Source organism: Pseudomonas coleopterorum (genome assembly GCF_900105555.1).
Taxonomy (GTDB): Bacteria; Pseudomonadota; Gammaproteobacteria; order Pseudomonadales; family Pseudomonadaceae; genus Aquipseudomonas; species Aquipseudomonas coleopterorum.
Genome location: NZ_FNTZ01000001.1, coordinates 4780190 through 4806425 on the forward strand (window position 1 = coordinate 4780190; position 26236 = coordinate 4806425).

Consider the following 26236-nt stretch of genomic DNA (forward strand, 5'->3'; position numbering starts at 1 on the left):
CAAGATTATCAGCATCACAACGACTCCACGAGAAATCAAAGAGTTACCTCGATCCTTCGGGTTCGAGTTTGCGATTGCTGAGCCAAGTTTATAGGGTTTTCTCAAAACCCGATTGCAGTATTGAACTGAAGAGTTTGATCATGGCTCAGATTGAACGCTGGCGGCAGGCCTAACACATGCAAGTCGAGCGGTTGAAGGAAGCTTGCTTCCTGATTCAGCGGCGGACGGGTGAGTAATGCCTAGGAATCTGCCTGGTAGTGGGGGACAACGTTTCGAAAGGAACGCTAATACCGCATACGTCCTACGGGAGAAAGCAGGGGACCTTCGGGCCTTGCGCTATCAGATGAGCCTAGGTCGGATTAGCTAGTTGGTGAGGTAATGGCTCACCAAGGCGACGATCCGTAACTGGTCTGAGAGGATGATCAGTCACACTGGAACTGAGACACGGTCCAGACTCCTACGGGAGGCAGCAGTGGGGAATATTGGACAATGGGCGAAAGCCTGATCCAGCCATGCCGCGTGTGTGAAGAAGGTCTTCGGATTGTAAAGCACTTTAAGTTGGGAGGAAGGGCAGTCAGCGAATACCTTGCTGTCTTGACGTTACCGACAGAATAAGCACCGGCTAACTCTGTGCCAGCAGCCGCGGTAATACAGAGGGTGCAAGCGTTAATCGGAATTACTGGGCGTAAAGCGCGCGTAGGTGGTTTGTTAAGTTGGATGTGAAATCCCCGGGCTCAACCTGGGAACTGCATCCAAAACTGGCAAGCTAGAGTAGGGCAGAGGGTGGTGGAATTTCCTGTGTAGCGGTGAAATGCGTAGATATAGGAAGGAACACCAGTGGCGAAGGCGACCACCTGGGCTCATACTGACACTGAGGTGCGAAAGCGTGGGGAGCAAACAGGATTAGATACCCTGGTAGTCCACGCCGTAAACGATGTCAACTAGCCGTTGGGAGTCTTGAACTCTTAGTGGCGCAGCTAACGCATTAAGTTGACCGCCTGGGGAGTACGGCCGCAAGGTTAAAACTCAAATGAATTGACGGGGGCCCGCACAAGCGGTGGAGCATGTGGTTTAATTCGAAGCAACGCGAAGAACCTTACCAGGCCTTGACATCCAATGAACTTTCCAGAGATGGATGGGTGCCTTCGGGAACATTGAGACAGGTGCTGCATGGCTGTCGTCAGCTCGTGTCGTGAGATGTTGGGTTAAGTCCCGTAACGAGCGCAACCCTTGTCCTTAGTTACCAGCACGTTAAGGTGGGCACTCTAAGGAGACTGCCGGTGACAAACCGGAGGAAGGTGGGGATGACGTCAAGTCATCATGGCCCTTACGGCCTGGGCTACACACGTGCTACAATGGTCGGTACAGAGGGTTGCCAAACCGCGAGGTGGAGCTAATCTCACAAAACCGATCGTAGTCCGGATCGCAGTCTGCAACTCGACTGCGTGAAGTCGGAATCGCTAGTAATCGCGAATCAGAATGTCGCGGTGAATACGTTCCCGGGCCTTGTACACACCGCCCGTCACACCATGGGAGTGGGTTGCACCAGAAGTAGCTAGTCTAACCTTCGGGAGGACGGTTACCACGGTGTGATTCATGACTGGGGTGAAGTCGTAACAAGGTAGCCGTAGGGGAACCTGCGGCTGGATCACCTCCTTAATCGACGACAACAGCTGGCTCATGAGCTCCCACACGAATTGCTTGATTCATTGAAGAAGACGATTGGGTCTGTAGCTCAGTTGGTTAGAGCGCACCCCTGATAAGGGTGAGGTCGGCAGTTCGAATCTGCCCAGACCCACCAATTATGGGGCCATAGCTCAGCTGGGAGAGCGCCTGCCTTGCACGCAGGAGGTCAGCGGTTCGATCCCGCTTGGCTCCACCACTTTTGGTGCTCCATCGTTGTCAAAGCTTAGAAATGAGCATTCCATCGAATGATGGTTGAATGCTGATTTCTGATCTTTTTCAGAATCGTTCTTTAAAAATTTGGGTATGTGATAGAAAGATAGACTGGACAGACACTTTCACTGGTGTAGGTTCAGGCTAAGGTAAAATTTGTGAGTTGCTCTTTGAGTAAATGCGAATTTTCGGCGAATGTCGTCTTCACAGTATAACCAGATTGCTTGGGGTTATATGGTCAAGTGAAGAAGCGCATACGGTGGATGCCTTGGCAGTCAGAGGCGATGAAAGACGTGGTAGCCTGCGAAAAGCTTCGGGGAGTCGGCAAACAGACTGTGATCCGGAGATGTCTGAATGGGGGAACCCAACTGTCATAAGACAGTTATCTCATGCTGAATACATAGGCATGCGAGGCGAACCAGGGGAACTGAAACATCTAAGTACCCTGAGGAAAAGAAATCAACCGAGATTCCCTTAGTAGTGGCGAGCGAACGGGGACCAGCCCTTAAGTTGGTTTGAGATTAGCGGAACGCTCTGGAAAGTGCGGCCATAGTGGGTGATAGCCCTGTACGCGAAAATCTCTTGTCAATGAAATCGAGTAGGACGGGGCACGAGAAACCTTGTCTGAATATGGGGGGACCATCCTCCAAGGCTAAATACTACTGACTGACCGATAGTGAACTAGTACCGTGAGGGAAAGGCGAAAAGAACCCCGGAGAGGGGAGTGAAATAGATCCTGAAACCGTATGCGTACAAGCAGTGGGAGCAGACTTTGTTCTGTGACTGCGTACCTTTTGTATAATGGGTCAGCGACTTATATTCAGTGGCGAGCTTAACCGAATAGGGGAGGCGTAGCGAAAGCGAGTCTTAATAGGGCGTTTAGTCGCTGGGTATAGACCCGAAACCGGGCGATCTATCCATGGGCAGGTTGAAGGTTAGGTAACACTGACTGGAGGACCGAACCGACTACCGTTGAAAAGTTAGCGGATGACCTGTGGATCGGAGTGAAAGGCTAATCAAGCTCGGAGATAGCTGGTTCTCCTCGAAAGCTATTTAGGTAGCGCCTCATGTATCACTGTAGGGGGTAGAGCACTGTTTCGGCTAGGGGGTCATCCCGACTTACCAAACCGATGCAAACTCCGAATACCTACAAGTGCCGAGCATGGGAGACACACGGCGGGTGCTAACGTCCGTCGTGAAAAGGGAAACAACCCAGACCGTCAGCTAAGGTCCCAAAATCCTGGTTAAGTGGGAAACGATGTGGGAAGGCTTAGACAGCTAGGAGGTTGGCTTAGAAGCAGCCACCCTTTAAAGAAAGCGTAATAGCTCACTAGTCGAGTCGGCCTGCGCGGAAGATGTAACGGGGCTCAAACCAGGTACCGAAGCTACGGGTATCACCTTCTGGTGATGCGGTAGAGGAGCGTTCTGTAAGCCTGTGAAGGTGAGTTGAGAAGCTTGCTGGAGGTATCAGAAGTGCGAATGCTGACATGAGTAACGACAATGGGTGTGAAAAACACCCACGCCGAAAGACCAAGGTTTCCTGCGCAACGTTAATCGACGCAGGGTTAGTCGGTCCCTAAGGCGAGGCTGAAAAGCGTAGTCGATGGAAAACAGGTTAATATTCCTGTACTTCTGGTTATTGCGATGGAGGGACGGAGAAGGCTAGGCCAGCTTGGCGTTGGTTGTCCAAGTTTAAGGTGGTAGGCTGAGATCTTAGGTAAATCCGGGATTTCAAGGCCGAGAGCTGATGACGAGTTGTCTTTAGACGACGAAGTGGTTGATGCCATGCTTCCAAGAAAAGCTTCTAAGCTTCAGGTAACCAGGAACCGTACCCCAAACCGACACAGGTGGTTGGGTAGAGAATACCAAGGCGCTTGAGAGAACTCGGGTGAAGGAACTAGGCAAAATGGCACCGTAACTTCGGGAGAAGGTGCGCCGGTGAGGGTGAAGGACTTGCTCCGTAAGCTCATGCCGGTCGAAGATACCAGGCCGCTGCGACTGTTTATTAAAAACACAGCACTCTGCAAACACGAAAGTGGACGTATAGGGTGTGACGCCTGCCCGGTGCCGGAAGGTTAATTGATGGGGTTAGCGCAAGCGAAGCTCTTGATCGAAGCCCCGGTAAACGGCGGCCGTAACTATAACGGTCCTAAGGTAGCGAAATTCCTTGTCGGGTAAGTTCCGACCTGCACGAATGGCGTAACGATGGCGGCGCTGTCTCCACCCGAGACTCAGTGAAATTGAAATCGCTGTGAAGATGCAGTGTATCCGCGGCTAGACGGAAAGACCCCGTGAACCTTTACTATAGCTTTGCACTGGACTTTGAATTTGCTTGTGTAGGATAGGTGGGAGGCTTTGAAGCGTGGACGCCAGTCTGCGTGGAGCCATCCTTGAAATACCACCCTGGCAACTTTGAGGTTCTAACTCAGGTCCGTCATCCGGATCGAGGACAGTGTATGGTGGGTAGTTTGACTGGGGCGGTCTCCTCCTAAAGAGTAACGGAGGAGTACGAAGGTGCGCTCAGACCGGTCGGAAATCGGTCGTAGAGTATAAAGGCAAAAGCGCGCTTGACTGCGAGACAGACACGTCGAGCAGGTACGAAAGTAGGTCTTAGTGATCCGGTGGTTCTGTATGGAAGGGCCATCGCTCAACGGATAAAAGGTACTCCGGGGATAACAGGCTGATACCGCCCAAGAGTTCATATCGACGGCGGTGTTTGGCACCTCGATGTCGGCTCATCACATCCTGGGGCTGAAGCCGGTCCCAAGGGTATGGCTGTTCGCCATTTAAAGTGGTACGCGAGCTGGGTTTAGAACGTCGTGAGACAGTTCGGTCCCTATCTGCCGTGGACGTTTGAGATTTGAGAGGGGCTGCTCCTAGTACGAGAGGACCGGAGTGGACGAACCTCTGGTGTTCCGGTTGTCACGCCAGTGGCATTGCCGGGTAGCTATGTTCGGAAAAGATAACCGCTGAAAGCATCTAAGCGGGAAACTTGCCTCAAGATGAGATCTCACTGGAACCTTGAGTTCCCTGAAGGGCCGTCGAAGACTACGACGTTGATAGGTGGGGTGTGTAAGCGCTGTGAGGCGTTGAGCTAACCCATACTAATTGCCCGTGAGGCTTGACCATATAACACCCAAGCAATTTGCGTCGAATGACCAGATTGCGGTGACTGTGGAGATGACACGAACCGAAAGTTCGCAAGCAGGACAACCCACGAACATCACATACCCGATTCGCTGGAGTGCCTCCCAAGGGCATCCCGGCTACAGAATTTCTTGACGACCATAGAGCATTGGAACCACCTGATCCCATCCCGAACTCAGCAGTGAAACGATGCATCGCCGATGGTAGTGTGGGGTTTCCCCATGTGAGAGTAGGTCATCGTCAAGATTCAATTCCGAAACCCCTATCTGCGCGAGCAGGTAGGGGTTTTGTCTATAAGTAGAAGTCCCAATATTTCGCTGAGGCTGGCCACGCCAGCCCGGCACACGGAATTTCTTGACGACCATAGAGCATTGGAACCACCTGATCCCATCCCGAACTCAGTAGTGAAACGATGCATCGCCGATGGTAGTGTGGGGTTTCCCCATGTGAGAGTAGGTCATCGTCAAGATTGAATAAGAAAACCCCTGTCTGCTGACGCAGACAGGGGTTTTTGCTTTTCAGCCTTGCTAATCCTGCCCTTGGGCATTCGCCAGATAGCGGGTAATGGCATCGACGCCGCGTTGCAGATGCTCTCGCAGCAACTGGGTTGCAAGGGGGATATCACGTTGCCGAGCAGCTTCGAGCAGCTGTCGATGGTCATCCTGTGCCAATTTGCGCAAACCCATGGCCTCCAGGTTGAAGCGTAGGAAGCGCTCCTCTTCAATCAGCCCCTCGTCTACCAACTGCAACAGCCGGCGATTGTCGGCGCGTTTGTACAGCGTGTAGTGGAAGGCGCGGTTGAGTTGACTGATCTCGACGTAGTCGCCAGTTAGCTCCAGGTGTTCGATACAGTCCTGGGCATAGGCAAAGTCGGATTCCTCCAGAAACGGAATCGACAGGCGCAGGGCCTCGCATTCCAGCAGCATGCGCAAGGCATAGGTTTCCACTGAGTCATGATTGATCAGTGGAGCCACCACAGCGCCTTTGTGATGCACGACCTTCAACAGACCCTGTGCCTCAAGCTGACGCAAGGCTTCGCGCACTGGCATACGGCTGACGCCGAACAGAGTAGCCAGTTCCTGCTGCCGGATGGCCATGCCGCAGGGCAGGCGTCCATCGTAGATCGCTGCACGAACTTTTTCTTCGATCACCGAGCGCGCCAGATGCGCAGGCACCTGTTCACTGCCCAGAATGCTGGCCAGCACAGTGGTTTTTTCAGTCACGCCAAACAGCCTCTGTTATTTTGCGACATCCTGACGCAACAAGTTACACATTGAAAGGCGGCGCTTTTGAATAACCACCTGGGATGCCGACAGCCAGACGAAGTGCGGCGTTGTGGCGACGAAAAGACTGCCCAGAACCTCGCGAAAGTGATTTCATCGTGCCATTGTTTTTTATTCAGCGCCCCCGCACCATGGTGGGCTGCAATGCGTCCCCGGCGGATCGAACACGTTGGTTACACGGTTGAAGTACCTACAGACGGTGCGCTGTCTTGCGATTGCCTTGGCCCTGGCGGGTACGTTGCTGGGTGGGCTTCGTGCCGATTGGGATTTCAACCAGATCAGTCGCCGTGCCGAGAGTTTGTATGGGCCCTTGGGTGAGGGCGCGCAGCGTATCGATGCGTGGCAACGATTGCTGGCCACGCAAAAGCCACTGAGCGAAAGCGAGCAGTTGGAAGTGGTGAACCAGTTCTTCAATCATCAGCTGCGGTATCGGGAAGACCTCGATCTGTGGCATGAGGTGGATTACTGGGCAACGCCGGTGCAGTCGCTGCTCAAGGGCGCTGGGGACTGCGAGGACTATGCGATCGCCAAGTATTTCAGCCTGCGTCATCTGGGCGTCGCTGCCGACAAGCTGCGCATTACCTACGTCAAGGCCTTGCGACAGAATCGGGCGCACATGGTGCTCACCTATTACGCCACACCGACTGCCATGCCGCTGGTACTGGATAGCCTGATGGACCCTATTCTGCCTGCCAGCCAGCGTCAGGACCTGCTGCCGGTGTACGCCTTCAACGGTGAAGGATTATGGCTCACCGGCGCCGGTGGCAACAGGAAGGTAGGGGATACCAAACGCCTGTCGCGTTGGCAGGACGTGCTGAAGAAAATGGCCGCAGAAGGCTTTCCGGAAAGCCCGGATCATTAAGTGGAGCAACGATGTCTCTGTTCAAACAGCTGTTGATCGCGATATGTCTGTTTCTGGTGGTGGCTTTCACTGGCAGCTTCATGGTCAGCCTTGAGAGCTCGCGCACTCAGTACGTCAATCAGCTGCGTTCGCACGCCCAGGATGCGGCTACGGCGCTGGCGTTGTCGCTCACGCCCAACATCGATGACCCGGCGATGGTCGAGTTGATGGTCAGCTCGATCTTCGACAGCGGTTATTACGCCAGCATTCGTGTGGTCAATCTGGCGGATGACAGCGTCATCGTCGAGCGAGCCGCAGAGCCGGATGGCAGTGGTGTGCCGGCCTGGTTCGTGAAGATGATCAATCTGGCCCCGGCGGGTGGTGACGCCATCGTCAGCCGTGGCTGGGAGCAGGCGGCTCGGGTGGAGGTGGTGAGCCACCCCATGTTCGCTGTGGCCAAGCTATGGCAGGGCGCATTGGGCAGTCTGGGCTGGTTGCTGCTGTGCGGCGCGGTGAGTGCTGTGCTCGGCGCACTGCTGCTGCGTCGCCAGCTCAAACCGCTGGACTACATGGTCGAGCAGTCGCACGCCATTGCTCGCCGGGAGTTCCTCAGCCTGCCCGATCTGCCGCGGACCCCCGAGTTGCGACGCGTGGTGCAGGCCATGAACCAGATGGTGGAAAAGCTCAAGGCGCTGTTTCACGAGCAAACCGTGCGCAGCGAGAGGCTGCGGATCGAGTCGTACCAGGACAGCCTGACGGGACTGGCCAACCGACGCTACTTCGAGATGCAATTGCACACCCGCGTCAGCAATCTGGAAGAGGCCAGCGCCGGGTATCTGGTGCTGTTGCGGATCAACGATCTGGCAGGCCTCAACCAACGTCTGGGCGGGCAGCGGACCGACCAGTTGCTGCAGGCGGTGAGTCAGCAGTTGATTCGCACCTGTGCAGGTTACCCCGAGACGCAGAACCTGATCACCCGCAGCCGTGGTGGCGAGTTTTCCATCCTGGCACCGGGCATGGTGCGCGAGGAGGCCCAGCAGCTCGCACAGGCGCTCGATGCGAACCTGCGCAGCCTGGCCCAGACCGGCGCCACCGATCTGCTGCCAGTGGCCCATCTGGGGCTCGCACCGTACACCCCGGGTGATGACCCGCACGCCTTGCTCAAGCTGGCTGACGAAGCCCTGGCGCAAGCCGAGGGGCCAGGGGACAGTTGCTGGGTGTGTCTGGAGCACCGGGCGCTGGCGACGGTGGAAAATGATCACCACGCCTGGCATACCCTGCTCGATGACGCTCTGAGCCAGCGCCGCTTCCAGCTGTACTTCCAACCGGTGGTGAGTAGCGCGGACACCCAGCAGGTGCTTCACCACAAGGTGCTTTCACGGCTGATCGACGAGCAGGGCCAGGCTGTGGCAGCAGGACGGTTTCTGCCGTGGCTGGAGCGTTTCGGCTGGTCGGCGCGGCTGGATCGGCTGATGCTGGAGCTGGTGCTGGAGCATTTGCGCAAGCACGACGCCACGCTGGCCCTGAACCTGTCCGCGGCGACCTTGAATGATCCTCAGGCGTTGGAAGCGCTGTTCGAAAGACTGGCGCAGTATCCGTCCCTGGGCCCGCGTCTGATCCTGGAAATCGGCGAGGAGCAGATCCCCGAGCAGAGCGTGCTGGAGCAGTTCACGCGACGTCTGCGCAGCCTGGGCTATAGCCTGAGCCTGCAGCGCTTTGGCGGGCGTTTCAGCATGATCGGCAACCTGGCCCATCTGGGCCTTGGCTACCTGAAGATCGACGGCAGCTACATTCGCGCCATCGACCAGGAGAGCCACAAGCGGCTGTTCATCGAGGCCATTCAGCGGGCGGCGCACAGCATCGACTTGCCGCTGATTGCCGAGCGGGTCGAGACGGAAGGAGAGCTGCAGGTAATTCGCGAGATGGGGATTGCCGGTGTGCAGGGCCAGCTGGTGGGCGAACCGCGGCCCTGGCAGGCAGGCTAGGTCTGCCGCACAGGCCTTCGTTCAGCTTCTGACCGTGCCCTTGCAGGCGCGGTGGTGAGGAGGGACGAAGGCTTCAGATCAGGCCGGTTTCGTCGTCGTTGATCAGCTGGTTCAAACCACCCAGCGCCACCCGCGCGCTGGAACGATCCTTGAGCTTGGCCTGGGCCGCCGCTGGCAGGTCGGTCACCCGAATGATGCCTTTGCTGGTCAGTACCTGAATCAGGTCGTCGAGTACCCGGATCATGTCCAGGTCGCTCTGCTTGAGCTGTTTCAGGCTGGTTTCGACCACATCGTTGGCGTACCACGCCTGGATCTCGTGGTGATCGGCCGGCAGGGTTTCCGTGGCTTCGGCATAGGGTGCCGCCTCCACACGGATCAATGCACCTTGTCGATCGCGTTGTACGTAGAACATCGAAACACTCCCATCGAAAAAAACCTGCCGAGACTGCAGGGCAGCCTCGGCAGAGATTACACGGATTCCGACTCTCTGGATGCTGACGGCAGCCGACCCGTCGGGGCCAGCTGCCGATGGCATCAATCGTGGTGCTTGACCAGCAGGTCGCCACCGGAGATCAGCGACTTGATGGCATCGGTACCGCTGCCCCAGTGCGCATTGTCGACCTTGATGGTGACGTCCGGCGTGACGGTGGCCGCAGCCGACGTCATGCCACCTTTGGTGCTGATCTGCAGGGTCGAGTTGCCGGCCGTGTCGGTGCTCAGCTTCAGGTAGTTCGCCAGGTTGGTTTCGGCATCCGATGGCAACAGGTCGGACAGGTCCAGTTTGTCGCCTTCGGCATGGCTGAAGTCCTTGATGGTGTCGGTACCCACGTCACCGCTTTTCCACACGAACGTATCCTTGCCGGCACCACCGAAGAGCACGTCGTTGCCGGCACCGCCACGCAGGGTGTCATCGCCACGCTGGCCGTAGATGATGTCGTCGCCATCACCGCCGTTGAGGAAGTCGTTGCCCCCCTTGGCGACGGTGAACAGACCGGCCTGGCCCTCGGAGCTGGCAGGCCCGACGTTGAAGTCGCTGGCGTGCTTGGTGATGTAGTCGTGTACCTGCTCGGAGGTGACGGAGCTTGCGTTGGTGACCGATTTCACGTACTCGGTCAGGGCTGCCGTACCCTCGGTAGTCACGCCCGCCTTGGTGAACGAGATGGTGTCGCCGAACAGGATGTCGTGGCCTTCGCCGCCGTTGATGGTGTCGCCACCGGCGGTGATGATGCTGTTCTTCAGTGCGGCAGCGATATTGCTGACATCGATCTTGGTCTGCACTTCGCCATCGCTGTCGAACTTCTGCAAGGTGGCCACGGTGGCGCTGTTGGAGTTGTTACCAACCCCGATCGCCTCCACGGTCGATACTTTGGCCAAGGCTGCGAATCCTTCGGCAGAACCCTCGACGACGGCGCTGTTGGTGGTGCGACCATCGCCTTGACGGTTACCTGCGGTGTCCAGGTAGTAGGTGGGCTCGCCGTCGGTGATCAGGTAGCTGAGCTTCACGGCACCGGTGTTGCTGGTGGCTTCGGTCCCGTTGAACCAGGTCGCGGCCTTGTAGAACGCGGATTCGTAGTTGGTACCACCATTGGCGGTGATCGCATTGAGGCCAAGATCTTTTTTAATCTCGTCCAACGACATGTTCGCCTTGAGCGTCAGCGTAGTGCCTTGCTGCGCGTCGGTACCGAAGTCGATGATGGTCACCTTGACCGTGCCGCCGCCCAGGTTCTGCGAAAGCTGCTGGACCGCGTTCGCGACCGAATCCTTCGCGCTGGCCAGGGTGTCCTTCATGCTGCCGGAGCGATCCAGGATGTAGGCGATGTTGTAGCTGGCGCCGTTCTGCGTCTGGGTCGGTGTCACGTCGCCGACGATGATGTCGCGGCCGGTGGTGCCGTCCAGCGTCTCGGTGCCGGCGTTGCCGGTGATTGCGCTGTAGCTCTGTTTGGCCTCCACCACGTGCACGGTCAGGGTCTGTTCAGCAGCCGCTGCAGCGACGGCGGTACCGTCCTTGGCGCTGGCGTTGACCTTCAGGTTGATGTCACCGGCAGGCGCATTGGCCGCGGTGGTCAGGGTCAGGGTGGACAGGTTCCAGTCGCTGACGTCCGCGACCTGTGCAGTGCTGCTGGCCGTGAAGCTGTGGGTGCCGTCACTGAGGGTGGCACCGGCCTGGATGTTGGAAATGGTCGTGGTCAGGGTTTCGGAACCGTCACGGTCGACCAGCTGCGAAGTGATCTCGGACAGCGCGATCGCCTTGCCAGCCACACCGGTGTTGCCGGTGGTGGACAGCGTGATGTTGTCCAGCAGGCCGCCGAACGAGTTCTTGTCCACCGAAGCGAAGGTCAAGGTCTTGCTGGCGGTGCTGTCCACCGGCAATTGCAGGCTGTAGTGCACCATGCCAACGGTGGTGCCGTTGATCAAGGCAACCACCTTGTCACCCCACATGACCTTGATGTCGGAATCGCCTTCATGCCCTTTGCGTGGCGAGTAGTCGAAGTCCAGGGTGTACAGCGAACCGGCCTTGGCGTTGGCCACGACAGTGTAGAGGTCGCTGGCGTCGCCCACGTTGCTTTCCAGCTCGATCACCTTGGTGCTGCTGGAGGTGCCGTTGTAGACGCTGTATGGGTTGACCTCGATGTAGTTGTTGGCGTTATGGGTCTTCCACGCTTCGCCCAACTGGCTGACCTGGCCGCTGGTGACGGTGTTGGCGTCGCCGGACAGTGTCCACGAAGTTGGGTTGGCAACGCTCAGCAGCGGCGTATCGCTGACTGGCCCCACGGTGATGTCCAGGGTACTGACCGCACCGGTATTGGTGGTGTAGCTGACCGTTGGCACGGTGCCGCTCCAGTGCTCGTAACCCTTGGCCGGCGTGTAGGTGTAGCTGCCATCGGCGGCGATGGTCAGATTGCCGACCGTCACCGACTGGTTGCCCACGATGGCGGTGACCGGCGCCGAGGCATGGCCGTTGGCGTCCATGGCATAGCTGGTGCCGCCGACGGTGAACTTGGCCACGGTCAGGCTGTTGTCACCGTCGCGATCATTGGTCAGCACGTTGCCGTTCAGGGTGGCGCCTTCATCGACCGTGGCGGTGTCGGCCACCAGGGTGTTGTCGATGATGTTGATGGCAACACTGGCGTGGGCCGGGTCTGGCGTCAGGCTCTGGAAGTTGCCGCCGGTGACCGAGTCGATGGTCACGACCAGTTGTTCGGTTCCCTCACGCAACTGATCGCTCAGGGCGCTGATGGGGAAGGTCGCAGACGACTTGTCGGCGTTGATGACCACGGTGGTCTGGCCCTGGAAGTCGGCACCATTGGCCGCCTTGCCCGAATAGCTCAGGGTGACGGTGACCGGGCTCTTGGTCTCGTGGCTGAGGGTCAGGGTGTAGATGGCCGACTGGCCTTCGATGATCCGCTCGGCACCGGTGATACCGATGGTGGTCTGTGGACCGGTCACGGTGGTGCTGGCCGAAGCATCCTGGTACACCAGTTTTTCGAAGTTGCCATCGATCGGCTTGCCATTGGCGGCGTTGGCGATACCGGCCACGGCAACCGTGATGATGCCGGCGCGCGAGGCATCGTTGGCCACCGTGTAGTTGACGGAGCCTTGGGTGGCCTTGGCCGCGATGTCGATGGTCTGGCCGTTCGACAGCAGCAGCTTCACGGCCTTGTCGGCCGCATGGTCGAGGGTGGCGGTGTAGGTGATGACGCCGCCGTCGTTGACGGCCGATGTGGCGCTCAAGCTGACCTTGGTAGCGTCGATGGTGTCGTTGACCAGGACATTGACCGGCGTGGTGCCCGGCATCAGCGTGACGTTGCCGCCACCGCTCACGTTCTGGATGGTACGGCTGACCGAATCGGCGTCCTTGTACACATCGTCCGCTGGCGCATCGACAGTGGTCGAGCTTGCCGAGGCGCCCTTGGCGATGCTGATGCTCGCGCCGTTGCCGATGTCGACCCGAATGGTGTCCTGAGCGTTGACGGCATTGCCGTGCAGGTCGGTCAGGGTGGCGGTGTATTTGATCACACCGCCTTCGAAGGCCTGTGGGTCGGCCGACAGAGTCACAACCACGGCGGGCTTGACCATCATCACGCTGTTGGCCACGACCGAGGTCGCAGCGTTTGCACCATTGCCCTGCACGCCGGTATCGGTCACTTCGACCGAAACTTGGCGCACGGTGCTTTCCGGGTGTTCGCCGGTTGCCTTGAACATGATCGAACTGATCACGTCCTGATAGGTGGCACGACTTGCGGCACCTTCCAGAGTTATGGTCATGGTGCCATCGCTGCCCACGCCTGCGACCTTGTAGGCAATGCCTTGAGTGGTGGTGCCGTTGCCGGTTGCGAAGGCCGAGCTCAAGGTGTCACCGGCCATGGTGTTGTGGATGACGATCTTCGCGCTTTGCAGTTGATCGCCAACGGTGTTGTCCTTGTCGCTGATGCTCAGGCCTGTGACCAGATGGACGGCTTGTGCGGAGCCTTCGTTGAAGACCACACGTTCATCCATGGCGACCACGGGCGCGTCGTTCACGGCGTCGACGATGACGTTGAGCTTCTGGGTGACCGACGCAGGGTTGGCCGGGTCAGCGTTCTCGGTGGCGGTGGCCTTGACGGTCAGCGCCAGCGTGCCGTTGAAATCGGTCGGCGGCGTGATGGTCAGGGTTCTCAGATCCCATTTGGTGATATCGGCCGTGCCGGTGCCACCAGCCGTGGAAACGTAGCTATGGCCGGCGCCATCACGCAGCTCTGCACCTGCCGGGATACCGCTGATCTGCAACACGTGCAGTTCGGAGCCATCACGCGTGTCGCCGAAGGTGACGTTGATGGTGCTCAACTGGATCGCGGTGTTTTCGGCACCGTGGTTCAGTTCGTAACCGGCGTAGTAACCATCGCCGTTGCCGTCGACGTGCGGAGTGACCTTGATACCCTGGTTCACCAGGTCGGCGATGTCGGTGTACAGCAGCGCTCCGCTCTTACCGATCGCAGTGGCTGGGCCTTGGTCGACCGACAGGTTCAGGGTGTAGTTACCGGGCCCATTCTGGTTGTGGTGATACAGGTCGAGGCTGTAATAGCCGGTTTCCGTGGGCTTGAAGGTGCCGCTGAAAACACCCGCGTTAGGGGAAGAGCCTGGTCCCCAATGCGCGGTGGCCAAGTCCTTGCCGCCGACGTTGAATAGCAGACCGTCGTCGGCCTTGCCGCTGAAGGTGTAGGTCTTGCCAGCTTCGAGGAAGATCAAGCCGGTGACCTTGGTACCGGTGCCCTGGACGACACTGGTGTCACCCACATTGGAGATGACCACGCCCTGAGGCCGGTTGGCGGCTTCGATGGTGGACTTGATCAGTGCTGGATCAGCGCCTTCACCATTGGTGCCCAGGCCTTTCAGACCTGTGTAGGTGTACTTGATCAGACCGGTCGGAACGACGTAGTCCGGTGTCAGGCTCAGGATCGGGGCATCGGCTACCGGCTTGATATCGATGGTGACCGTGCCAGGCTTGCCCACCAGCGCATCGACCGTCGGGGTGAAGGTGAAGCTGGCGTAGTCGCTGTGCTGATCGCCGGTACCGGCGTTTTTGTAGGCATCGCTGCCCGACTCGTCGGGTACTGGGACGAACTGCAGCTTGCCGGCATCGATGTCGGCTTTGCTGAATGTGGTGCCCAGATCCGCTTGGGTCAGGTTTTTCCAGCCGCTGCCGTCGTTGAACTGCAGGTTGCCGTTCGCCGGCAGGCTGGTGAACTTGATGCCCAGGTCGAGGTTGGGGTTGGCAGTTGGCTGGACGTTGAACGAAGCCCAGTCCAAGGCCACGGCATTGTCTTCGGTGCCGCTGAGCTTGTTGCCAGCCACGCCCTTGTTGTCGCCATTGTCGCCCACCAGCGGCGCATCGTTGTCGATGATGACGGTGTTGACACTGGCGGCCTGCGGGTTGACCACCAGGCTTTCGAAGTTGCTGCCGGTTGGATTGGCGATGGTGACTACGACGTTCTCGCGACCTTCGACCAAAGCGTCATCGACGATGGGCAGTTGGAACTGGACGCTGGTCTGGCCCTTTGGAATGGTCACGGTAATGCTGTTGCTGTCCGGACCTACGTAGTCCGCACGTGTCGCAGTGCCGCCGTAGCTCAGGTTCAAGGTGACCTGGGTGTCGACATTGGTCGGATTGCTCAGGGTGAGCGTGTAGGTCGCCGATTGGCCTTCGGTGGCCGATGCATCACCGCTGAGGCTGATGGTGGTGACATCGATCACATCGCTGACCTGGGTCACGACCGGGGTGGTGTTCGGAGCCAGTTGCTCGTAGTTGCCACCGGTTACGCCGGTGATGGCGGTGCTGACGCTGTCAGCGCCTTTGTACACGTCGTTGCCGACGACGTAGGACACAGTGCCCGACGTCTGACCTACCGGAATGGTGATGGTCTGGTTGTTCGACAGGGTCACGACCACCGGCGATTCAGTAACAGGTGCGCCGACGGTGGCGGTGTAGACGATGGTGCCGTTCTCAGCCACGCCGCCTGCTGGCGTCTGTGCGGTCAGTACGACGTTTGTGACGTCATTGCTGTCGCTGACCTGGGTCACGACCGGGGTGGTGTTCGGGGCCAGTTGCTCGTAGTTGCCGCCGGTCACGCCGGTGATGGCGGTGCTGACGCTGTCAGCGCCTTTGTACACGTCGTTGCCAACGACGTACGACACCGAGCCGGACGTCTGACCTACCGGGATAGTAATGGTCTGGTTGTTCGACAGGGTCACGACCACCGGCGATTCAGTGACAGGTGCGCCGACGGTGGCGGTGTAGACGATGGTGCCGTTCTCAGCCACGCCGCCTGCTGGCGTTTGTGCGGTCAGTACGACGTTGGTGACGTCGTTGCTGTCGCTGACCTGGGTCACGACCGGGGTGGTGTTTGGGGCCAGTTGCTCGTAGTTGCCGCCGGTCACGCCGGTGATGGCGGTGCTGACGCTGTCGGCGCCTTTGTACACGTCGTTGCCGACGACGTAGGACACCGAGCCGGACGTCTGACCTACCGGAATGGTGATGGTCTGGTTGTTCGACAGGGTCACGACCACCGGCGATTCAGTGACAGGTGCGCCGACGGTGGCGGTGTAGACGATGGTGCCGTTCTCAGCCACGCCGCCTGCTGGCGTCTGTGCGGTCAGTACGACGTTGGTGACGTCATTGCTGTCGCTGACCTGGGTCACGACCGGGGTGGTGTTCGGGGCCAGTTGCTCGTAGTTGCCGCCGGTCACGCCGGTGATGGCGGTGCTGACGCTGTCGGCGCCTTTGTACACGTCGTTGCCGACGACGTAGGACACCGAGCCCGACGTCTCACCCACAGGAATGGTGATGACTTGGTCGTTCGAGAGCTTGACGACGACCGGTGTGCCTGTCACCGGATTACCCACCGTCGCGGTGTAGACGATGGTGCCGTTTTCCAGCACGCCGCCCGGTGGCGTTTGTGCCGTAAGCACGACATTGGTCACGTCGGTAACCGGGTCGACGATGACGTTCAGCTGCTGGCTGACCGAAGCCGGGTTGGCCGAGTCAGCGCTCTCGGTGGCGGTGGCCGTGACGGTCAGCGCCAGAGTGCCGTTGAAATCGGTCGGCGGCGTGATGGTCAGGGTTTTCAGATCCCACGTGGTGATATCGGCCGTGCCGGTGCCACCGGCTGTGGAAACGTAGCTATGGCCAGCGCCGTCACGCAGCTCTGCACCTGCCGGGATACCGCTGATCTGCAGCACGTGCAGTTCGGAACCATCACGCGTGTCGCCGAAGGTGACGTTGATGGTGCTCAGCTGGATCGCAGTGTCTTCGGCACCGTGGTTCAGTTCGTAGCCGGCGTAGTAGCCATCACCGTTGCCATCGACGTGCGGGGTAACCTTGATGCCTTGGTTCACCAGGTCGGCGATGTCGGTATACAGCAGCGCTCCGCTCTGGCCGATCGGAGTCACGGGGCCTTGGTCGACCGACAGGTTCAGGCCGTAGAAGCCCGGCCCGTTCTGGTTGTGATGGTACAGATCCAGGCTGTAGTAGCCGGTTTCAGTCGGCTTGAAGGTGCCGCTGAAGTCACCTGAAGTGGGATCGACGCCAGCGCCCCAGTGGGCGGTGCTCAAATCCTTGCCGCCAACGTTGATCAGCAGACCGTCGTCGGCCTTGCCGGTGAAGGTGTAGGTCTTGCCGGCTTCGAGGAAGATCAGGCCGGTGACTTTGGTAGATGTGCCCTGTACGACATTGGTGTCACCCACATCGGCAACGACCACGCCCTGAGGCCGGTTGGCGGCTTCGATGGTGGACTTGATCAGTGCAGGGTCAGCGCCTTCGCCATTGGTGCCCAGCCCTTGCAGGCCGGTGTAGGTGTACTTGATCAGACCGGTCGGAACCACGTAGTCCGGTGTCAGGCTCAGGATCGGTGCGTCAGCCACCGGTTTGATGTCGATGGTCACGGTGCCGGGTTTGCCCACCAGAGCGTCGACCGTGGGGGTGAAGGTGAAGCTGGCGTAGTCGCTGTGCTGGTCACCGGTACCGGCGTTTTTGTAGGCATCGCTGCCCGACTCGTCGGCTACGGGTACGAACTGCAGCTTGCCGGCATCGATGTCGGCTTTGCTGAACGTGGTGCCCAGATCCGCTTGGGTCAGGTTTTTCCAGCCGCTGCCGTCGTTGAACTGCAGGTTGCCGTTAGCCGGCAGGCTGGTGAACTTGATGCCTAGGTCGAGGGTGGGGTTGGCGGTTGGCTCGATGTTGAACGACGCCCAGTTCAGTGCCAGTGCGGTGTCTTCGGTACCGGTCAGTTTGTTGCCTGGCACGCCGCCATTGTCGCCCACCACCGGAGCATCGTTGTCGATGATGACAGTGTTGACGCTGGCGGCCTGCGGGTTGACTACCAGGCTCTCGAAGTTGGTGCCGGTCGGATTGGCGATGGTGACCACGACGTTCTCGCGACCTTCGACCAGAGCGTCATCGACGATGGGCAGTTGGAAGTTGGCGTTGGTTTCCCCCGCCTTGATGGTCACGGTGATGGTGTCCGTGCCCCGATAGTCGGCACCTGTCGCACTGCCACCGTAGCTCAGGTTCAGGGTGACCTGCGTATCGACATTGGTCGGATTGCTCAGGGTCAGCGTGTAGCTCGCAGACTCACCTTCGGTTACCGACGCAGTGCCGCTGAGGCTGATGGTGGTGACATCGGTCACATCGCCGACCTGGGTCACGATTGGCGTGGTGTTCGGAGTCAGCTGTTCATAGTTGCCACCGGCTACGCCGGTGATGGCCGTGCTGACGGTGGCGGCGCCGGTGTAGACGTCATTACCCAGCGTGTAGGAAACGGTGCCACTTGTTTCGCCCACACCGATGGTGATGGTCTGGTTGTTGGACAAGGTCACGACAACCGGGGTGCCGGTGACAGGTGCGCCGACGGTCGCGGTGTAGAGGATGGTACCGTTTTCCAAGGCGCCGCCCGCTGGGACGGTAGCGGTCAGTACGACGTTTGTGACGTCGGTGCTATCGCCAACTGGCGTCACGACCGGGGTGGTGTTCGGGGTCAGTTGCTCGTAGTTGCCACCGGTTACGCCGGCGATAGCCGTGCTGACGGGGTTGGCGCCGTTGTAGACGTCGTTACCCAGGGTGTAGGAGACAGTACCGCTGGTTTCTCCCACACCAATGGTGATGGTCTGGTTGTTCGACAGGGTCACTACAACCGGCGAGCCGGTGACCGGTGCGCCAACGGTGGCGGTATAGACGATGGTGCCGTTTTCAACGGCCCCGCCCGCTGGAACAGCGGCAGTCAGTACAACGCTGGTAACGTCGTTGCTGTCGCTAACCGGGGTCACGACTGGCGTGGTGTTCGGGGCCAGTTGCTCGTAGTTGCCGCCGGTCACGCCGGTGATGGCGGTGCTGACGCTGTCGGCACCTTTGTACACGTCGTTGCCGACGACGTACGACACTGAGCCCGACGTCTGACCTACTGGAATGGTGATGGTCTGGTTGTTCGACAGGGTCACGACCACCGGCGAACCGGTTACCGGTGCGCCGACAGTGGCGGTGTAGACGATGGTGCCGTTTTCAGCCACGCCACCGGTTGGAACGGCGGCAGTCAGTACGACGTTGGTGACGTCGATGCTGTCGCCAACTGGCGTTACGACCGGCGTGGTGTTCGGAGTCAGTTGCTCGTAGGTGCCACCGCTTACGCCGGTGATGCCCGTGCTGACGGTATCGGCACCTTTGTACACGTCGTTGCCAATGACGTAAGTCACCGAGCCCGATGTTTGACCTACGGGAATGGTGATGACCTGGTTGTTCGACAGGCTGACGACCACTGGCGCGCCGGTCACTGGCGAATCGACCGTGGCGGTGTAGACGATGGTGCCGTTTTCGACCGCGCCGCCCGCTGGGACTTCGGCGGTGAGAACCACGTTGGTCACGTCGGTGACCGGGTCGACGATGATGTTCAGCTGCTGGCTGACCGAAGCTGGGTTGGCCAGATCGGCTTTTTCGGTGGCCGTTGCGGTAACGGTCAGCGCCACGGTGCCGTTGAAGTCGGTCGGTGGCGTGAAGGTCAGGGTGCTGAGGTTCCAGCCGGTGATGTCGGCCGTGCCGGTGCCGCCAGCCTCGGACACATAAACGTGGTTGGCGCCATCACGCAGCACTGCACCCACTGGAATACCGCTGATCTGCAGCACATGCAGTTCGGAGCCGTCGCGCGTATCGCCGAACGCGACGGCGATGGTGCTCAGTTGGATCGCGGTGTCTTCGGCACCGTGGTTCAGTTCGTAGCCGGCGTAGTAGCCGTCGCCATTGGCGTCGACGTGCGGGACGACATCGATGCCCTGTTTGATCACTTCGCTGATATCACTGTAGAGCGGCACGCCGCTCGCACCGATCGACGTCGCTGGACCCTGGTCCACCGAGAGGTTCAGGTTGTAGAAGCCTGGGCCGTTCTGGTTGTAGTGATACAGGTCGATGCTGTAGTAGCCGGTTTCGGTCGGCGTGATGCTGCCAGTGTAGTCGCCCGAGGTCGGGTCGATGCCAGCGCCCCAGTGCGCGCCATCCAGATCCTTGCCGCCAACGTTGATCAACAGGCCGTCGTCGGCCTTGCCGCTGAAGGTGTAGGTCTTGCCAGCTTCGAGGAAGATCAGGCCGGTGACTTTGGTACCGGTGCCCTGCACCACGTTAGAGTCACCGACGTCGGAGATGACGACGCCCGGACGGCTGCCTGCGGCTTCGATGGTGGACTTGATCAATGCAGGATCAGCGCCTTCACCGTTGGTGCCGAGGCCTTGCAGGTCGGTGTAGGTGTACTTGATCAGACCGGAGATGGTCTGGGCCACAGACAGCACGGGGACGTCAGCCACCGGCTTGATGTCGATGACCACGGTACCCGGCTTGCCCACCAGGGCATCGACCGTCGGGGTGAAGGTGAAGTTGGCGTAATCGCTGCGCTGGTCGCCCGTGCCGCCGTTGTTGTAGGCATCGCTGCCCGATTCGTCGGCCACCGGGACGAAGCGCAGTGTGCCTGCGTCGATTTGAGCCTTGCTGAACGTGGTGCCCAGATCGGCCTGGGTCAGGTCTCTCCAGCCCGAGCCATCGTTGTATTGCAGCGAGCCGTTCGCCGGCAGGCTGGTGAACTTGATCCCCAGGTCGAGGTTGGGGTTGGCGGTCGGCTCGATGTTGAACGAGGCCCAGTCCAGTGCCAGTACGGTGTCTTCGGTACCGGTCAGCTTGTTGCCTGGCACGCCGTCGTTGTCGCCGACCACGGGCGCGTCGTTGTCGATGATGACGGTATTGACGCTGGCGGCCTGCGGGTTGACTACCAGGCTCTCGAAGTTGGTGCCAGTCGGATTGGCGATGGTGACCACGACGTTCTCGCGGCCTTCGACCAGAGCGTCATCGATGATGGGCAGCTGGAAGTTGGCGCTGGTTTCTCCCGCCTTGATGGTCACGGTGATGGTGTCCGTGCCCTGATAGTCGGCACGTGTAGCGCTGCCGCCGTAGCTCAGGTTCAGGGTGACCTGGGTGTCGACGTTGGTTGGATTGCTCAGGGTCAGCGTGTAGCTCGCCGATTCACCTTCGGTTACCGACGCAGCACCGGTGAGGCTGATGGTGGTGACATCGATCACATCGCTGACTGGCGTTACCACAGGCGTGGTGTTCGGGGTCAGCTGCTCGTAGTTGCCACCGGTTACGCCGGTGATGGCGGTGCTGACCGTGTTGGCACCAATGTAAACGTCATTGCCCAACGCGTAGGAAACGGTGCCGCTGGTTTCACCGACCGCGATGGTGATGGTCTGATTGTTCGACAGGGTTACGACGACTGGCGAGCCAGTGACGGGGGCGCCAACGGTAGCCGTGTAGACAATGGTGCCGTTTTCGAGGGCGCCGCCCGCTGGAACAGTGGCGGTCAAGACGACGTTGGTGACGTCGATGCTATCGCCAACCGGGGTCACGACCGGCGTGGTGTTCGGGGTCAGCTGCTCGTAGTTGCCGCCGGTTACGCCGGTGATCGCGGTGCTGACGGTGTCGGCGCCGTTGTAGACGTCGTTGCCGAGGGTGTACGAAACGGTACCGCTGGTTTCGCCCACTGCGATGGTAATGGTCTGGTTGTTCGACAGGGTCACGACAACCGGCGAGCCGGTGACAGGTGCGCCAACGGTAGCCGTGTAGAGAATGGTGCCGTTTTCCAGGGCGCCGCCCGCTGGGACAGTGGCGGTCAGCACAACGTTGGTGACGTCGATGCTATCGCCAACCGGGGTCACGACCGGCGTGGTGTTCGGGGTCAGTTGCTCGTAGTTGCCACCGGTTACGCCGGTGATCGCGGTGCTGACGGTATCGGCGCCGTTGTAGACGTCGTTGCCCAAGGTGTAAGAAACGGTACCGCTGGTTTCACCCACTGCGATGGTAATAGTCTGGTTGTTCGACAAAGTCACGACAACCGGGGAACCGGTGACAGGCGCGCCTACCGTAGCGGTGTAAACGATAGTGCCATTCTCGACAGCGCCGCCCGCTGGAACGGTAGCGGTCAGTACGACTTTGGTGACATCAACGCTATCGCCAACCGGCGTCACAACCGGTGTGGTGTTCGGCGTCAGCTGCTCGTAGTTGCCGCCGGTTACGCCGGTGATCGCGGTGCTGACGGTGGCGGCGTCGTTGTAGACATCATTGCCCAGTGGGAAGGAAACCGAGCCGCTGGTTTCGCCCACTGCGATGGTAATGATCTGGTTGTTCGACAAAGTCACGACGACTGGCGAGCCAGTCACTGGAGCGCCGACGGTCGCGGTGTAAAGGATGGTGCCGTTTTCGAGAGCGCCGCCCGCTGGGACAGTGGCGGTCAAGACGACGTTGGTCACGTCAATGCTATCGCCAACTGGCGTCACAACCGGTGTGGTGTTCGGGGTCAGCTGCTCGTAGTTGCCGCCGGTTACGCCGGTGATCGCGGTGCTGACAGTGTCGGCGCCGTTGTAGACGTCATTGCCCAGGGTGTAGGAAACGGTACCGCTGGTTTCACCGACCGCGATGGTGATGGTCTGGTTGTTCGACAGGGTCACGACAACCGGGGAACCGGTGACAGGCGCGCCTACCGTAGCGGTGTAAACGATAGTGCCATTCTCGACAGCGCCGCCCGCTGGAACGGTAGCGGTCAGTACGACGTTGGTGACATCAACGCTATCGCCAACCGGCGTCACAACCGGTGTGGTGTTCGGCGTCAGCTGCTCGTAGTTGCCGCCGGTTACGCCGGTGATCGCGGTGCTGACAGTGTCGGCGCCGTTGTAGACGTCATTGCCCAGGGTGTAGGAGACAGTGCCGCTGGTTTCACCGACCCCGATGGTAATGGTCTGGTTGTTCGACAGGGTTACGACAACCGGCGAGCCGGTGACAGGTGCGCCAACGGTAGCCTTATAGAGGATCGTGCCGTTTTCCAGGGCGCCGCCTGCTGGAACGGTAGCGGTCAACACGACATTGGTCACGTCAACGCTATCGCCAACTGGCGTCACGACCGGCGTAGTGTTCGGGGTGAGTTGCTCGTAGTTGCCGCCGGTTACGCCGGTGATCGCGGTGCTGACGGTGGCGGCGCCGTTGTAGACGTCGTTGCCCAGAGGGAAGGAAACCGAGCCGCTGGTTTCGCCTACACCAATGGTGATGGTCTGGTTGTTAGACAGGGTCACAACCACTGGCGAACCCGTGACAGGCGCGCCAACGGTAGCGGTGTAAACGATAGTGCCATTCTCAACAGCGCCGCCCGCTGGAACGGTAGCGGTCAACACGACGTTGGTGACATCAACGCTATCGCCAACCGGCGTCACAACCGGTGTGGTGTTCGGCGTCAGCTGCTCGTAGTTGCCGCCGGTTACGCCGGTGATCGCGGTGCTGACGGTGGCGGCGCCGTTGTAGACGTCATTGCCCAGAGGGAAGGAAACCGAGCCGCTGGTTTCGCCTACACCAATGGTGATGGTCTGGTTGTTAGACAGGGTCACAACAACCGGGGAACCGGTGACAGGTGCGCCAACGGTAGCGGTGTAAACGATGGTGCCATTCTCAACGGCGCCGCCAGCTGGAACGGTAGCGGTCAGTACGACGTTGGTCACGTCAACGCTATCGCCAACCGGGGTCACGACCGGCGTTGTGTTCGGCGTCAGCTGCTCGTAGTTGCCACCGGTTACGCCAGTGATCGCGGTGCTGACGGTGGCGGCGCCGTTGTAGACGTCGTTGCCCAGAGGGAAGGAAACCGAGCCGCTGGTTTCGCCTACACCAATGGTGATGGTCTGGTTGTTAGACAGGGTCACAACCACTGGCGAACCCGTGACAGGCGCGCCAACGGTAGCGGTGTAAACGATAGTGCCATTCTCAACAGCGCCGCCCGCTGGAACGGTAGCGGTCAACACGACGTTGGTGACATCAACGCTATCGCCAACCGGCGTCACGACCGGCGTTGTGTTCGGCGTCAGTTGCTCGTAGTTGCCACCGGTTACGCCGGTGATCGCGGTGCTGACGGTATCGGCGCCGTTGTAGACGTCGTTGCCGAGGGTGTACGAAACGGTACCGCTGGTTTCGCCCACTGCGATGGTAATGGTCTGGTTGTTCGACAAAGTCACGACAACCGGGGAACCGGTAACAGGCGCGCCTACCGTAGCGGTGTAAACGATAGTGCCATTCTCAACAGCGCCGCCCGCTGGAACGGTGGCGGTCAACACGACGTTGGTGACATCAACGCTATCGCCAACCGGCGTCACGACCGGTGTGGTGTTCGGGGTCAGCTGCTCGTAGTTGCCACCGGTTACGCCGGTGATCGCGGTGCTGACGGTGGCAGCGCCGTTGTAGACGTCATTGCCCAAGGTGTAGGAAACGGTACCGCTGGTTTCACCGACCGCGATGGTAATGGTCTGGTTGTTGGACAGGGTCACGACAACCGGGGAACCGGTGACAGGCGCGCCTACTGTAGCGGTGTAAACGATGGTGCCGTTCTCGACGGCGCCGCCGGCCGGAGTGGTCGCGGTGAGCACGACGGTCGTCGTGTCGATCGAGTCGACGATGTTGACCACCGCAGGCGTTGTGCTTGGCACCAGGCTTTCGAAATTGCCACCGGTAGCGCCGGTGATGGTGGTGTTGAGGGTGGTCGGGTTGTTGTAGACGTCGTTGGCCGGTGCGGCCACGTCGATCGACCCCGACGACTGACCAGCCGCGATGGTAATGGTGGAGCCGTTTGACAGGGTCACGGTTACCGGCGTCTGCGCCGGATTGGTGAGCACGGCGGTGTAAGTGATCGTCGTGCCTTCGGTGACGGGGTTGTTGCCCACGGTCAGGGTCACGGTGGTGACGTCGATGGTGTCGTCGACACGGGTGACGGCCGGGGTCGGATCGGTGGTGACCGCCAGGTCGCCACCGCCGGTGGTGCCGGTGACGGTTACGGAGATCTGCGACGGATCGATGTAAGGCGTGTTGGTGTCCGGCACGGTGACGTTGACGGCGCCTGTGGTCTGGCCGGCGGGAATGAGCACCGATTGGCCATTGGACAGGTTGACGGTCAGGTCGGCAGAAGGTGCCTGGGTCACGGTGGCGGTGTAAGTGATCACGCCGCCGGCTTCGGTGATGGCGGTCGTCGCCGTCACGGTCAGCGTGGCCGTGCGCTGGACGGCCGGATCGTTACCGGTGTCGGCGTTGATCGGGTTGGTATCGCCTTCGATCTCGCGTGTATTTTGCGCTGCACCCGCGTTCGGACCTTCGGTGGGGTAGCCCACGGTAGGATCGACTTCGCCTGCGGTTTCGCTGAGCAGTACGAAGCTGTGGCTACCGCCGCCTTCACCGCCGGTGTCGTTCGCGCCCGGGCCTGCAGCAGTGGCTTCCAGATCCTGGGTAGGGTCGGCGCCGGCCGCGATAGCCTGCTGCAACTCTTCTACCGAAGGGGCCGCCTGAGCCGTGGCCGCGCTCAGGTCGGCGATGGAGTCGGGCGTGTTGGCACTCCATTGAGTGTCGCGCCCCAGATCGATGGTGCGGCCATCGGCCAGCGCCAACGTGACCGCACCGGCTTCACCCGTGACGACCTGCTCCCCGGCGAATAGCCGATCCCCTTCGATAAGCACTCGGCGAATCCCCTCGGGGGACACTGCGAATACTTGGCCAACAATGCTTTTGACGATGGCAACAACACTGCTCATGTGGGTGACTCTCCGGGGTGACGATTCGTTTGGTACGGTGCCTGAACATCGTCAGTGAAGGCGACGGGCATTCGGTACGTATTGTATGTTGTAATATTGACGTCAAACTATTGTCTTAAATCCGCTAAAATGAACTTTATGACAATGTATTGACCTATTTGGCGCCATCCTAAACAATCCATTGTGTAATGTCACATTGATATTTCTTAGGTATGCAAAACGCTTCAACAGCGTGAGTTCATTGACGTCAAGACGACCACGACTGACATTTTTCGCCGGTTGATGTGACAAAAAAAGTCGCTTCTGGAATATCCGGGAGATGTCGTCAGGAGTGCTCGCCATGGATGCGTCGCAAGAAAGCCGGATATAGCACAAAGCCTGCCAGGCGCGGGCTGCACAGTACGTGGAGCGTGGATGAACGGTAAATGGCCTGGGGCTTTGCGTGCGAGTCGCCGGTGCGAAAATGGCCA

General features: G+C 59.7%; 5 protein-coding genes, 2 tRNA genes and 4 rRNA genes. 8 read left to right on the forward strand and 3 right to left on the reverse strand.

Annotated features, from left to right (window positions below):
• Positions 1-122 precede the first annotated feature (122 nt).
• The 6 genes from BLV18_RS21585 to rrf (BLV18_RS21610) all read left to right on the forward strand — a co-directional run bounded on the left by BLV18_RS21585 (position 123) and on the right by rrf (BLV18_RS21610) (position 5512).
• Positions 123-1659, forward strand: a 16S ribosomal RNA gene (locus BLV18_RS21585).
• Positions 1660-1724: 65 nt separating this feature from the next.
• Positions 1725-1801 (forward strand) — tRNA-Ile (locus BLV18_RS21590).
• Between the two features lie 5 nt (positions 1802-1806).
• Positions 1807-1882: transfer RNA gene (locus tag BLV18_RS21595), tRNA-Ala, on the forward strand.
• A 250-nt stretch (positions 1883-2132) separates the two neighbouring features.
• Positions 2133-5025 (forward strand): 23S ribosomal RNA (locus BLV18_RS21600).
• 148 nt (positions 5026-5173) lie between these two features.
• Positions 5174-5289, forward strand: a 5S ribosomal RNA gene (gene rrf, locus BLV18_RS21605).
• 107 nt (positions 5290-5396) lie between these two features.
• Positions 5397-5512, forward strand: a 5S ribosomal RNA gene (gene rrf, locus BLV18_RS21610).
• Together the 16S, 23S and 5S rRNA genes with 2 tRNA genes alongside form the textbook arrangement of a ribosomal RNA operon.
• A 58-nt stretch (positions 5513-5570) precedes the next feature.
• On the opposite strand, the gene BLV18_RS21615 is transcribed toward rrf (BLV18_RS21610), so the two are convergent.
• Positions 5571-6266: a GntR family transcriptional regulator gene (locus BLV18_RS21615; protein ID WP_090361838.1), complete on the reverse strand. Its 696-nt coding sequence runs from the start codon at positions 6264-6266 to the stop codon at positions 5571-5573.
• 241 nt (positions 6267-6507) lie between these two features.
• Here BLV18_RS21615 and lapG point away from each other — a divergent pair, with 241 nt between their 5' ends.
• Together lapG and lapD are read left to right on the forward strand one after the other, a co-directional pair.
• Positions 6508-7188 (forward strand): cysteine protease LapG, encoded by a 681-nt coding sequence (gene lapG / locus BLV18_RS21620; protein ID WP_236690448.1) that lies wholly within the window; start codon positions 6508-6510, stop codon positions 7186-7188.
• An 11-nt stretch (positions 7189-7199) separates the two neighbouring features.
• A complete protein-coding gene (gene lapD / locus BLV18_RS21625; RefSeq protein ID WP_090361842.1) occupies positions 7200-9152 on the forward strand; it encodes a cyclic di-GMP receptor LapD in 1953 nt (650 codons plus the stop codon).
• Positions 9153-9225: 73 nt separating this feature from the next.
• Here the strand turns inward: lapD and BLV18_RS21630 are convergent, their stop codons facing one another.
• On the reverse strand, positions 9226-9564 hold the full coding sequence (locus BLV18_RS21630) for a hypothetical protein (protein ID WP_049858986.1): 339 nt from the start codon (positions 9562-9564) through the stop codon (positions 9226-9228).
• A 122-nt stretch (positions 9565-9686) separates the two neighbouring features.
• Positions 9687-25766: a retention module-containing protein gene (locus BLV18_RS21635; protein ID WP_090361845.1), complete on the reverse strand. Its 16080-nt coding sequence runs from the start codon at positions 25764-25766 to the stop codon at positions 9687-9689.
• Between the last annotated feature and the right edge of the window lie 470 nt (positions 25767-26236).